10 protein-coding genes and 2 riboswitches are annotated in these 12,941 nt (G+C 68.4%); of the genes, 9 read left to right on the top strand and 1 reads right to left on the bottom strand.

Annotated elements, in window-relative coordinates; all coding sequences use genetic code 11:
* Positions 1 to 93 precede the first annotated feature (93 nt).
* Entirely contained in the window at positions 94 to 1,332 is a 1,239-nt protein-coding gene (locus AT699_RS26805) for a GGDEF domain-containing protein (protein ID WP_045953426.1), read from the top strand.
* Here AT699_RS26805 and AT699_RS26800 read toward each other — a convergent pair.
* On the bottom strand, positions 1,302 to 1,874 hold the full coding sequence (locus AT699_RS26800; protein WP_054499205.1) for a GNAT family N-acetyltransferase: 573 nt from the start codon (positions 1,872 to 1,874) through the stop codon (positions 1,302 to 1,304). The genes AT699_RS26805 and AT699_RS26800 overlap by 31 nt on opposite strands.
* A 116-nt stretch (positions 1,875 to 1,990) precedes the next feature.
* Between AT699_RS26800 and AT699_RS26795 the strand changes: the two genes are divergently transcribed.
* The 8 genes from AT699_RS26795 to gcvP all read left to right on the top strand — a co-directional run bounded on the left by AT699_RS26795 (position 1,991) and on the right by gcvP (position 12,866).
* Positions 1,991 to 2,443: a hypothetical protein gene (locus tag AT699_RS26795; RefSeq protein WP_006385860.1), complete on the top strand. Its 453-nt coding sequence runs from the start codon at positions 1,991 to 1,993 to the stop codon at positions 2,441 to 2,443.
* Positions 2,444 to 2,697: 254 nt separating this feature from the next.
* Positions 2,698 to 4,959: an arginine/lysine/ornithine decarboxylase gene (locus tag AT699_RS26790; RefSeq protein ID WP_006385861.1), complete on the top strand. Its 2,262-nt coding sequence runs from the start codon at positions 2,698 to 2,700 to the stop codon at positions 4,957 to 4,959.
* A 17-nt stretch (positions 4,960 to 4,976) separates the two neighbouring features.
* Entirely contained in the window at positions 4,977 to 6,179 is a 1,203-nt protein-coding gene (locus tag AT699_RS26785; protein ID WP_024070436.1) for a BaiN/RdsA family NAD(P)/FAD-dependent oxidoreductase, read from the top strand.
* A 208-nt stretch (positions 6,180 to 6,387) separates the two neighbouring features.
* Positions 6,388 to 7,002: a superoxide dismutase gene (locus tag AT699_RS26780; protein ID WP_049053699.1), complete on the top strand. Its 615-nt coding sequence runs from the start codon at positions 6,388 to 6,390 to the stop codon at positions 7,000 to 7,002.
* Positions 7,003 to 7,029: 27 nt separating this feature from the next.
* A complete protein-coding gene (locus AT699_RS26775) occupies positions 7,030 to 7,923 on the top strand; it encodes a ZIP family metal transporter (RefSeq protein WP_024070434.1) in 894 nt (297 codons plus the stop codon).
* Positions 7,924 to 7,992: 69 nt separating this feature from the next.
* Positions 7,993 to 8,085: riboswitch (glycine riboswitch) on the top strand.
* Between the two features lie 33 nt (positions 8,086 to 8,118).
* Positions 8,119 to 8,241, top strand: a riboswitch (glycine riboswitch).
* 83 nt (positions 8,242 to 8,324) lie between these two features.
* Entirely contained in the window at positions 8,325 to 9,425 is a 1,101-nt protein-coding gene (gene gcvT, locus AT699_RS26770; RefSeq protein WP_024070433.1) for a glycine cleavage system aminomethyltransferase GcvT, read from the top strand.
* A gap of 97 nt (positions 9,426 to 9,522) precedes the next feature.
* Entirely contained in the window at positions 9,523 to 9,900 is a 378-nt protein-coding gene (gcvH, locus tag AT699_RS26765; RefSeq protein WP_006385867.1) for a glycine cleavage system protein GcvH, read from the top strand.
* Positions 9,901 to 9,992: 92 nt separating this feature from the next.
* Entirely contained in the window at positions 9,993 to 12,866 is a 2,874-nt protein-coding gene (gene gcvP / locus AT699_RS26760) for an aminomethyl-transferring glycine dehydrogenase (RefSeq protein ID WP_006385868.1), read from the top strand.
* Positions 12,867 to 12,941: the final 75 nt, after the last annotated feature.

Raw genomic sequence — 12,941 nt, 5'->3', positions numbered from 1 at the left:
GCGCTAAAGAACCCGCGCCCGCGACCGTAAAATGACATATGTGTTTGCCGATTTGGCGACGTCATTTCAGCAAGCGTGAGCAAGGCCCTATCCGTGCGTTACCCCCACATCCCCTGGCTGCCCCTGTTGTTCTATCCTGCGCTGCCGGTGATCGCGGCCGCGGGCTTGCTGCTTTGGCGGGACTGGCCGCCGGCCTTGACGCTGGTGGTGCCTTTCGTGCCCTGGGTGATGGCGCTTATCGGGGCGGCGATCTGCCTGATGTACCAGCGTTCGCAGACGCTGGCGCTGATGCTGGCGGTGCTGGCGCCAGCCGCCGCCTGGCCCACGCTGGCCAGCCAGGCGCCGTGGGCGTTGGCGCCGGCGCTGGTGTGGTGGTCGCTGGCCTACACCATCAACGCGTTGTGGCCCGAGCGCGCCGGCATGTTGCGCGACCTGGCGGCGCGCGTCGGCCTGATGGCCCTGGGCGCGGCCGCCATCGCGCTGGCCGGCAAGGAGGGCATGGCGCAGCTGTTCGGCGCCCTGGCGGTACAGGGCGCGCTGGCGCGGCTGGGCCTGCCGTTCGAGGCGCTGGCGGCGCTGTTGCTGACCGGGCTGACACTGACCCTGCTACTGCTGCGCTATGGCCGTCCGCAACAGGCCGGCCAGTGGCTGGGTTTCGTCTGCATGGCCTGGGCGTTGCCGCGTGGGGCCCAGCACGAGATCGAACTGGCCGTGATGGCCGCCGCTGCCTTGACATCGCTGTCGATCTCGCTGGCGCACGAGGGCTATCACATGGCCTTCCGCGACGAGCTGACGGGCCTGCCCGGGCGCCGCGCGCTCAATGAGCGCCTGCAGCGCATGGGCCGCGTCTACACGCTGGCGATGGCCGACGTGGATCATTTCAAGGCCTTCAACGACACCCATGGCCATGACGTGGGCGACCAGGTGCTGCGCATGGTGGCGGCGCAGTTGCGCCGCGTGCCGGGCGGCGGCTACGCCTATCGCTACGGCGGCGAGGAATTCACGCTGGTGTTCCCGGGCAAGACCGCGGTCGAGGCCATGCCGCACCTGGAGACCGTGCGGCGCGCCATCGAGGCCTACCAGATGCGCTTGCGCGACAAGCCGGCGCGTCCCAAGGCCGACCAGATCGGCTTGCGCCGGCGCGGCGCGCGTGGCGGCCGCAATGCGCGCCCGTTGCGGGTGACGGTGAGCATTGGCGTGGCCGAGCGCGGCGAGACCTTGCGCGCGCCGGACGCGGTCATCAAGGCGGCCGACCAGGCGCTCTACAAGGCCAAGGATGGCGGCCGCAACCAGGTGTGCGCCTACGGGTCGCGGCGCCGGGCGGGCGGGTAAGGCCGGCTGGGGCCGGCCTGCGCGCGGTCCAGCGGCAGCGCCATCAGCACTTCGTCGTACAGCACGCCGTTCACGCACAGGGCCTCGCGCTCGTGGCCGTAGGTCTCGAAGCCGAGGCTGGCGTACAACCGGCAGGCCGCGGCGTTGTTGGCGGTGACGCTCAGCTGCACCGTGCGCACGCCGCGCATGATGCCGGCATGTCCGAGGGCGGCCTGCATCAGCTGCCGCGCCAGCCCCTGGCCGCGCCAGGCCGGCGTCACGTAGACGCTCCAGATATGCGCCTTGTGACGCACCTTCAGGCGGCGCTGCCTGGCCACGCCGATGATGCCGGCCAGCGCGCCTTCGGCGAAAACGCCGAACATGGCGCTGTCGTCCGCGGGCGCGATCCAGGCCTGGAAGTCATCCAGTGTCAGCGTATGTTCCTCTTCGTAACTCGATCCGAATGCTTCCGGGGTTTCGCGCAGGGCGTCCAGGCGCAATTGGCGCAGCGCCGGGGCGTCGGAAGGGGTGAGACGTCGGACAAGCGGGGCGGAGGACGGCATCGGGAGCGAGGCAAGTGTTGGGAATAGGGAACGGTCGGGCCGCATTCGGCCAGTATAGGCAGGGTCGCTGCCTATAATGGGGTCAACGCCGCTTGCGGTTTTCAAAGGAGCCAATGATGTTCGGTTTCCTCAAGATAAACCAGGACGCCAAGCGCGACGAAGTCCAGCAAGAGTTCGTGGCGCGCGTGGCCCACGCCGCGCAGGATTTCGTCCAGGCAGCCGGCCCGGACGGGGCCGGACTCGACTACTCCCTGTCGAGCGTCCACGCGCTCGACGACGCGCTCGAAGCCGCGCACCTGGGCACCTTGCCCCTGACCCCCATGCAGACCGTCGGCGCCGCCGCCTACCTTTACGAAGTGGCCCGGCGCGCCCATGGCGGCCTGTACGAGGTCTGCGATGACGAGGACCCGGTGGTGCTGGTCTGCGGCTCGCCCGAGACCGAAGTCTGCTTCGGCGCCATCGCCAAGGTCGAGCGGCGCATCCGCTATGGCGCCGCCGAAGCCATTCCACCTTACTTCGACCGCTTCCTGGCAGCGTTGGACGCCGGCGCGGCCACCACCATCCGCTAGCCGAGGCGAGCCGCGCGGGCGCGCCGGGATGGCGTCGGCAGGGGGCCGCGCGGCGCCTTCGCCGGCGCCCGGCGCGGCCCTTTGGCGCCGTCCTCGGGAAAACCATAGGGCCTGGGGGAAAACGGCCCTACAATTCCGCCATTCCCGCCGCCGGCGGGAACCTCGCGCCCGCCTGTCATCAGACGGTTTTTCACTAGAAGTACACTCGCGTCCGCCAACCCGGTCCGATTCGCCTTGCCCCCAGGAGCGCCTGCATGAAATTCCGCTTCCCCATCTTCATCATCGACGAGGACTACCGTTCCGAGAACGCGTCCGGTCTGGGTATCCGCGCCCTGTCCGCGGCGATCGAGGCCGAGGGCGTCGAGGTGATCGGGGTGACCAGTTACGGCGACCTGAGTTCGTTCGCCCAGCAGCAGAGCCGTGCCAGCGCGTTCATCCTGTCGATCGACGATGAAGAGTTCGACGTGGATTCGCCCGAGGACGTGGCCAGCGCCATCAAGAACCTGCGCACCTTCATCGGCGAACTGCGTTTCCGCAACGCCGACATCCCCATCTACCTGTACGGCGAGACGCGCACCTCGGAACACATTCCGAACGACATCCTGCGCGAGCTGCACGGCTTCATCCACATGTTCGAGGACACCCCCGAATTCGTGGCGCGCCACATCATCCGCGAAGCGCGCAGCTATGTGGACAGCCTGCCGCCGCCGTTCTTCCGCGAGCTGGTCAAGTACGCGCAGGATGGCTCCTATTCCTGGCACTGCCCGGGCCACTCGGGCGGCGTGGCGTTCCTGAAGAGTCCGGTGGGCCAGATGTTCCACCAGTTCTTCGGCGAGAACATGCTGCGCGCCGACGTCTGCAACGCCGTCGACGAACTGGGCCAGCTGCTGGACCATACCGGCCCGGTGGCCGAGTCCGAGCTGAACGCGGCGCGCATCTTCCACGCCGACCACTGCTACTTCGTGACCAACGGCACCTCGACCTCGAACAAGGTGGTGTGGCACGCCAACGTCGCCGCCGGCGACGTGGTGGTGGTGGACCGCAACTGCCACAAGTCGATCCTGCACGCCATCACCATGACGGGCGCGATCCCGGTGTTCCTGCGCCCGACGCGCAACCACCTGGGCATCATCGGCCCTATCCCGCTGGAAGAGTTCCATCCGGACAGCATCCGCAAGAAGATCGAGGCCAACCCGTTCGCGCGCGAAGCCGTGAACAAGAACCCGCGCATCCTGACGCTGACGCAGAGCACCTACGACGGCGTGATCTACAACGTCGAGATGATCAAGAAGGAACTGGGCAGCTACGTCGACACGCTGCACTTTGACGAAGCCTGGCTGCCGCACGCGTCGTTCCACGAGTTCTACCAGGACATGCACGCGATCGGCCAGGACCGTCCGCGCAGCAAGGACGCGATGGTGTTCGCGACCCACTCCACGCACAAGCTGCTGGCCGGCATCTCGCAGGCCTCGCAGATCATCGTGCAGGAATCCGAGACCCGCAAACTGGACCGCAACGTCTTCAACGAAGCCTACCTGATGCATACGTCGACCTCGCCGCAGTACGCGATCATCGCGTCGTGCGACGTGGCCGCGGCCATGATGGAGCCGCCGGGTGGCACCGCGCTGGTCGAGGAAAGCATCCGCGAAGCCATGGATTTCCGCCGCGCCATGCGCAAGGTGGAATCCGAGTTCGGCAAGAACGACTGGTGGTTCAAGGTCTGGGGCCCGAACCGCCTGGTGTCCGAAGGCATCGGCAACCGCGACGAGTGGATCCTGGAGTCGAACGACCACTGGCACGGCTTCGGCGACCTGGCCGAAGGCTTCAACATGCTGGACCCGATCAAGGCCACGGTCATCACGCCGGGGCTGGACATGTCGGGCAGCTTCGGCGAAACCGGCATTCCCGCCGCGCTGGTCTCCAAGTATCTGACCGAGCACGGCGTGGTGGTCGAGAAGACCGGCCTGTATTCGTTCTTCATCCTGTTCACCATCGGCATCACCAAGGGCCGCTGGAACACGCTGCTGACCGCGCTGCAGCAGTTCAAGGACGACTACGACCGCAACCAGCCGCTGTGGCGCATCCTGCCGGAATTCTGCCGCGACCATCGCCGCTACGAGCGCATGGGCCTGCGCGACCTGTGCCAGCAGATCCACGAAGCCTACCGCGAGCGCGACGTGGCCCGCCTGACCACCGAGATGTACCTGAGCGACATGGTGCCGGCGCTCAAGCCGTCCGACGCCTTCGCCCGCATGGCGCACCGCGAGGTCGAGCGTGTCGACATCGACCAGCTCGAAGGCCGCGTCACCGGCGTGCTGCTGACGCCGTATCCTCCGGGCATCCCGCTGCTGATCCCGGGCGAACGCTTCAACCGCACCATCGTCCAATACCTGCAGTTCGCGCGCGAGTTCAACGAACGCTTCCCCGGCTTCGAAACCTACATCCACGGCCTGGCCGACGAAGTGGGGCCGGACGGCGAGAAGCGCTACTACGTTGATTGCCTGATCGAAGACTGATCAGGTCCGGAGTCCCGATGTTCGATGTCGCCGTCCTCGGTGCCGGCGCCGCCGGCATGATGTGTGCCGCGGTCGCCGGCCAGCGCGGCTTGCGCGTGGTGCTGGTGGACCACGCCGAGCGCCTGGCCGAGAAGATCCGTATCTCGGGCGGCGGCCGTTGCAACTTCACCAACATCGGCGCGGGACCCGCCAATTTCCTCTCCGACAACCCGCATTTCTGCCGCTCGGCGTTGTCGGGCTACACCCCGCAGGACTTCCTGGCGCTGCTCAAGCGCCACCGCATCGCCTGGCACGAGAAGCATCGCGGCCAGCTGTTCTGCGACGATTCCAGCGAATCCATCATCGAGATGCTGCGCGCCGAATGCGATGCCGGCGGCGTGCAGTGGCGCATGGGCTGCCAGGTGGCCGAGGTGGCGCATGGCGAGGCGGGCTTCGAGCTGCGCACCAGCCAGGGCGCGATCCGCGCGGCCAAGCTGGTGGTGGCCACGGGCGGCATGGCGATCCCGCAGTTGGGCGCCACCGACTTCGGCCTGAAGCTGGCGCGCCAGTTCGGCCTGAAGGTGGTCGAGCCGCGGCCGGCGCTGGTGCCGCTGACCTTCGACGCGGCGCACTGGCAGCCGCTGGCGGAGCTGTCCGGCGTGGCGCTGGAGGTCAGCCTGGCGACGGGGCAGGGCAAGGCCCGGGGGGAATTCCTGGAAGACCTGCTGTTCACCCATCGCGGGTTGTCCGGTCCGGCCATCCTGCAGATCTCCAGCTTCTGGAAACCGGGCGAGCCCATCGTCATCGACCTGGCGCCGGGGCGCGACCTGGCGGCCGAACTGCTGGCGGCCAAGTCCGGAAACCGGCAGCAATTGCATACGGTGCTGGCCGGCCTGTGGCCCAAGCGCCTGGCCGACCGCTGGCTGCAGCTGGCCGAGCAGGGCGGCAAGCCGGGCCTGGCGGCCTTGCGCCTGGCCGACGCGCCCGACAAGACCCTGCGCGCCCTGGCGCAGGACATCCACCAATGGACGCTGGTGCCCAGCGGCACCGCCGGCTACAAGAAGGCCGAGGTCATGCGCGGCGGCGTCGATACGCGCGGCCTGGACCAGAAATCGATGCAGGCCCGCACCACGCCCGGCCTGTACTTCATCGGCGAGACCGTGGACGTCACCGGCTGGCTGGGCGGCTACAACTTCCAGTGGGCCTGGGCCTCGGGCGTGGCCTGCGGCAAGGCGCTCTAGGCGTTCCTGGCGCTTCATTCAACGCTTTTCCCGTCCGTCGGGCGCGGGCACGCTTCGTGCTGCCCGCCAAGGCCTGTCCGGCCCATAGCCTGACTGCATGACGGGCATTGCAACGTTGTCGTTGTGATATCAAATAAAAATACCTATCATTTGTATTTCACAAATTCAGCTGTGCCGCATCCGGTGGCGCCGCCTGATGGAGACCGCCTTGGCCTATACCTTGCCGACCCTGCCTTACGCCTATGACGCGCTCGAACCGCACATCGACGCGCTGACGATGGAAATCCATCACAGCAAGCACCACCAGACCTACGTCAACAACCTGAACGCCGCGCTCGAAGGCGCCGGCATCGCCACCGACGAGCCGGTCGAGGCCCTGGTGGCGCGCATCGACCAACTTCCCGAAGCCGTCCGTGGCGCGGTGCGCAACAACGGCGGCGGCCACGCCAACCACAGCCTGTTCTGGTCGGTCATGTCGCCACGGGGCGGGGGCGAGCCCGACGGCGCGCTGGCCCGCGCCATCGACACCGAACTGGGCGGACACGCCGCCTTCCGCGAAGCCTTCACCAAGGCGGCGCTGACGCGCTTCGGCAGCGGCTGGGCCTGGCTCAGCGTGACGCCCGCGGGCAAGCTGGCGGTGGAAAGCAGCGCCAACCAGGACAGCCCGCTGATGCAGGGCAACACGCCGATCCTGGGCCTGGACGTGTGGGAACACGCCTACTATCTCAAGTACCAGAACCGCCGCCCGGAATACATCGGCGCCTTCTACAATGTGATCGATTGGCCCGAGGTGGCGCGCCGCTACGCCGCCGCCGTGGGCTAAGCCGGCATTGCGCGGGGGCAGCGGTCCATGAATACCTTCAGCCGTCATCGCATCCGGCCCGCGGCCACCAGCGTCAGTGTCTGGACGCTGGCGGTGCTGGTCGCCTGCCTGGGCCTGCACCAGATGTGGGTCTATTTCAACGACCACGCGCCGCACGTGGCCGACGCCCTGCTGGGCGGCATGGTCGCCGCGGGCGCCACCGCGGCGGGCACGCTGCCGATCCTGTTCGCGCGCACCATCCCGCAGAAGATGCAGGACAGCATGTTCGGCTTCGGCGCCGGCGTGATGCTGGCCGCCAGCGCCTTCTCGCTGGTGGCGCCGGGCATCGCGGCGGCCCAGGCGCAGGGCGCGGGGCCGTGGGGCGCCGGCCTGACGGTGGGCGCCGCCATCCTGCTGGGGGCGGCGGCGCTGTTGCTGATGGACCGGTTGCTGCCCCACGAGCATTTCATCAAGGGCCGCGAAGGCATCGAGGCCCACCGGCTGCGCCGAACCTGGCTGTTCGTCTTCGCCATCACCCTGCACAACCTGCCCGAAGGCCTGGCCATCGGCGTCGGTTATGCCGGCAACGACCCGGTGCGCGGCACGGCGCTGGCCACCGGCATCGCCATCCAGGACATCCCCGAAGGCCTGGTGGTGGCCGTGGCGTTGATCGCCGCGGGCTACAAGCGCGCCTTCGCGGTGGCGCTGGGCATGCTGTCCGGCCTGGTCGAGCCGGTGGGCGCGGTGCTGGGCGCGGCCGTGGTGGGCTGGTCGGCGGCGCTGCTGCCGTGGGGCCTGGGCTTTGCCGCCGGCGCCATGCTGTTCGTGATCAGCCACGAAATCATTCCCGAATCGCACCGCAAGGGGCATGAGGTCTACGCCACCTGCGGGCTGATGCTGGGCTTCGTGTTGATGATGCTGCTGGACACCGCGCTGGGCTGAAGCGGCGCCCGGGCGGCGATCGCGGATCAACAACGGAACCGCGTTTCGCGGTATGCTTTCGGCGCTGTCACGCATGTTGCGGGAGAGAGCGGCCGTTCGCGGCTGCCGCCGAAGGCGCAATTCGCCCGGAATCGCTCAGGTATCCCATACCGCGCATGCTTGCCCTGTCCCGGTTTTCACCGCGCGGACTCGGCAAAGCAGCACTCTGGAGAGACCTGGCGCCGCTGCCCAATCAGGGACATAGCGAGCAGCCCAGGCGCCGAAGGTGCAAACCCGTCACGCGGGGCAACTCTCAGGCAAAAGGACAGAGGGGCGGAAGATTCAGCCGTTGCGTGGGCGCATCCCGTCCGCCGGCGGCATTCCGTAACCCTGGCACCGCTGCCGCTCCGGAGTACCCGCGCATGTCCGCACCCCTCAAACGCACCCCGCTGGCCGAAGAACATATCGCCTCCGGCGCCCGCATGGTCGATTTCGGCGGCTGGGATATGCCCCTGGCCTACGGCTCGCAACTGGAAGAGCACCACGCGGTGCGCCAGGACGCCGGCATGTTCGACGTCTCGCACATGCTCAACGCCGACGTCACGGGCCCCGACGCCTACGCCTTCCTGCAGCGCCTGGTGGCCAACGACGTCGCCAAGCTGACCGTACCGGGCAAGGCGCTCTACACCTGCATGCTGAACCCGCAGGGCGGCGTCATCGACGACCTGATCGTGTACTTCTTCGCGCTCGACGAATGGCGCGTGGTGGTCAACGCCGGCACCGCCGACAAGGACATGGCCTGGATGCAGCGCGTCAAGCAGGCCGGCAAGTTCGACGTCACCATCACGCCGCGCCGCGACCTGGCCATGATCGCCGTGCAGGGCCCCAACGCCCGCGCCAAGGTCTGGGCCGCGCGCCCGGCCTGGCAGGCCGCCAGCGAGCCGCTGACCCCGTTCGTGGCCGCGCGCGTCGGTGACGACACGCTGGTGGCGCGCACCGGTTACACCGGCGAAGACGGCTTCGAAATCGTGCTGCCCGCGGCCGAGGCGGTGCAACTGTGGCGCGACCTGGCGGCCCAGGGCGTGCGCCCGGCGGGCCTGGGCGCGCGCGACACGCTGCGCCTGGAAGCCGGCATGAACCTGTATGGCCAGGACATGGACGAACTGACCCAGCCCGGCGAAGCCGCGCTGACCTGGACGGTGTCCCTGAAGAACCCCGAGCGCCGCTTCATCGGCCGCGACGCGCTGGAGCAGTTCGCCACGCCCGCCGCCTTCGTCGGCCTGAAGCTGCAGGAACGCGGCGTGATGCGCGCCCACATGGCGGTGCGCACCGCGCAGGGCGTGGGCGAGCTCACCAGCGGCACCATGTCGCCGACGCTGGGCGTGTCGATCGGCTTTGCCCGCCTGCCGCAAGGCGTGGCCGCGGGCGACACGGTCGAGGTCGACATCCGCGGCAAGTGGGTGCCCGCCCTGGTCTGCAAGCTGCCGTTTGTCCGTAACGGCAAAGCCGTCGAACACTCGTAAACTCGAAGCTTCGCGCCGGTGGCCGGCCCTGCGGGGCGCGGCCGCCGGCGCGAGGCGCGCAACACCATTTCCTTATCCGAATCCCCCAGGAGTTCCCATGAGTCTGCCCACCGATCGCAAGTACACCGAGTCCCATGAATGGGTCAAAGCCGAAGGCGACGTGTTCGTCGTCGGCATCACCGATACCGCCCAGGACCAGCTGGGTGACCTGGTCTTCGTCGGCGACGTCAAGGTCGGCGCCAAGCTGAACGCGGGCGAGACCGCCGGCGTGGTCGAGTCGGTCAAGGCCGCCTCCGACATCTACGCGCCCGTGGCCGGCGAAATCGTCGCGTTCAACGACGAGCTGGAAAGCAACCCCAACCTGATCAACGAATCGGCCTTCACCGCCTGGATCTTCAAGATCAAGCCGGTCAACGCCGCCGATGCCGACAAGCTGTTGGACGCCGCCGGCTACGAAGCCGTGGCCAACGGCTAAGCCGGCCAGGGCGGGCGCGGCGCTGGCGCCGCCGCCCGTCCATGCATCACCGTCCGTCCTTCCCGACGACACCGCCATCTCGAGATCCCCCCATGTCGCGCGCCCTAGACACCCACACCGACTTCATCCCCCGCCACATCGGCCCCTCCGACGCCGACCAGGCCGCCATGCTCGCCGCCATCGGCAGCCCCAGCCTGGACGCCCTGATCGAAGAAGTCGTGCCGCCCAAGATCCGCAGCCAGGCGCCGCTGGCGCTGCCGCCGTCGCGCAGCGAAGCCGACGTGCTGGCCGAACTGAAGCAGATCGCCGGCCGCAACAAGGTCTTTCGCAACTACATCGGCCAGGGGTACTACGGCACGCAGACGCCCAACGTGGTGTTGCGCAACATTCTCGAGAATCCCGCCTGGTACACGGCCTACACGCCGTACCAGCCCGAGATCTCGCAGGGTCGCCTGGAGGCCCTGCTGAACTACCAGACCATGGTCGCCGACCTGACCGGGCTGGACATCTCCAACGCCTCGCTGCTCGATGAAAGCACCGCCGCCGCCGAAGCCATGACGCTGGCGCGCCGCAGCGCCAAGTCGCAAAGCCCGGTGTTCTTCATCTCGCGCCACGTGCATCCGCAGACCATCGAAGTCGTGCGCACGCGCGCCGAGGGCCTGGACATCGAGATCGCCGTCGGCGACGAGGCCGAAGGCCTGCCGGAATGCTTTGGCGTGCTGCTGCAGTACCCGCACAGTACCGGCTCGGTGGCCGACTACCGCAAGCTGGCCGAAACCGCCCACGCGCAAGGCGCGGTGGTGGCCGTGGCCACCGACCTGCTGGCGCTGGCGCTGCTGGCAGCGCCCGGCGAGTGGGGCGCGGACATCGCCATCGGTTCGGCCCAGCGCTTCGGCGTGCCGTTCGGTTTCGGCGGCCCGCACGCCGGCTTCATGGCCTGCAAGGACGCCTTCAAGCGCAACATGGCCGGCCGCCTGGTCGGCGTGTCCAAGGACGCCCAAGGCAACCCGGCGATGCGCCTGGCGCTGCAGACGCGCGAACAGCACATCCGTCGCGAGAAGGCCACCTCGAACATCTGCACCGCGCAGGTGCTGCTGGCCGTCATGGCCGGCATGTACGCCGTCTGGCACGGCCCGGCCGGCATCCGCCGCATCGCCGAGCGCGTGCAGCGCTACACCGCCATCCTGCGCGCCGAACTCGGCAAGCTGGGCGTCAAGGTCGCCAACGACACCTTCTTCGACACGCTGCTGCTGGAAACCGGCGCGGCCACGCCCGCCATCATCACGGCCGCCGAGTGCGAGCACATCAACCTGCGCCGCGTCGACGGCGCCCGCCTGGCCGTGTCGCTGGACGAAACCGTCACCGCCGCCGACCTGCAGGCCCTGGTGAACGTGTTCGCCGCCGGCCTGGAGCGCGATGACGTCGAACTCGACATCGACGCGCTGGACGCCAAGGCGGCCGGCGGCATTCCCGCCGCCGTGGCGCGCGAAAGCGCCATCCTCAAGCACCCGGTGTTCTCCAGCGTGCAGTCGGAAACCGACATGCTGCGCTACCTGCGCAAGCTGGCCGACAAGGACCTGGCGCTGGACCGCACCATGATCCCGCTGGGCTCGTGCACCATGAAACTGAACGCCACGGCCGAGATGATTCCCATCACCTGGCCCGAGTTCGCGCTGGTGCATCCGTTCGCGCCCGCCTCGCAGAGCAAGGGCTATGACGAGCTGATCACGCGCCTGTCGGCCGCGCTGTGCGAGATCACCGGCTACGACAACATCAGCCTGCAGCCCAACTCGGGCGCGCAGGGCGAATACGCCGGCCTGCTGGCGATCCGCGGCTACCACCAGGCCAACGGCCAGCACCAGCGCAACATCTGCCTGATCCCGTCGTCGGCCCACGGCACCAACCCCGCGTCGGCGCAACTGGCCGGCATGGACGTGGTGGTGGTGGCCTCCGACGCCAACGGCAACGTCGACCTCGGCGACCTGCGCGCCAAGATCGAACAGGTCGGCGACAAGCTGGCCGCGCTGATGATCACCTACCCGTCCACGCACGGCGTGTTCGAGGAAGCCGTGACCGAGATCTGCGACCTGGTGCACCAGGCCGGCGGCCAGGTGTACCTGGACGGCGCCAACATGAACGCCATGGTCGGCGTGGCCAAGCCGGGCAAGTTCGGCTCGGACGTGTCGCACCTGAACCTGCACAAGACCTTCTGCATCCCGCACGGCGGAGGCGGCCCGGGCGTCGGTCCGGTCGCGGTGCGCGCGCACCTGGCGCCGTACCTGCCGGGCGTGGTCAACGAGCAGGGCAAGCTGCCCGGCGAAGCCAAGGTTGGCCCGGTCTCGGCCGCGCCTTTCGGCTCGGCCGGCATCCTGCCGATCCCGTTCGTGTACATCGCGCTGATGGGCGCCGACGGCCTGCGCCGCGCCACCGAAGTCGCGATCCTGAACGCCAACTACATCGCCACCCGCCTGCGCGACCACTACCCGGTGCTGTACGCGGGCCGCAACGGCCGCGTGGCGCACGAGTGCATCCTGGACGTGCGTCCGCTCAAGGAAACCAGCGGCATCAGCGCCGAGGACATCGCCAAGCGCCTGATGGACTACGGCTTCCATGCCCCCACCATGAGCTTCCCGGTGGCCGGCACGCTGATGGTCGAGCCGACCGAATCCGAAGGCGTGGCCGAGCTGGACCGCTTCATCGACGCGATGATCTCGATCCGCGAGGAAATCGCCCAGGTCGAGCGTGGCGAGCGCGATCGCGAGGACAACGTCCTGAAGAACGCGCCGCACACCGCGCAGATGCTGCTGGCCGAGGAATGGCTGCACGACTACCCGCGCCAGCAGGCCGCCTACCCGGTGGCTTCGCTGCGCGACGCCAAGTACTGGCCGCCGGTGGCGCGCGTGGACAACGCCTATGGCGACCGCAACCTGGTGTGCGCCTGCCTGCCGGTCGAAGCCTACGCCTGATGCCGCTGACGGCTTGGCAATCTGATTGAGTATGGCGGCGTGGCGAGGCTACGCCGCCTAAATGCTCTTACTCTA

Source organism: Achromobacter xylosoxidans (assembly GCF_001457475.1).
Classification (GTDB): domain Bacteria; phylum Pseudomonadota; class Gammaproteobacteria; order Burkholderiales; family Burkholderiaceae_B; genus Achromobacter; species Achromobacter xylosoxidans.
Note: the sequence above shows the minus strand (reverse complement) of the source record. Positions and strands in the feature narration are given on the sequence as shown.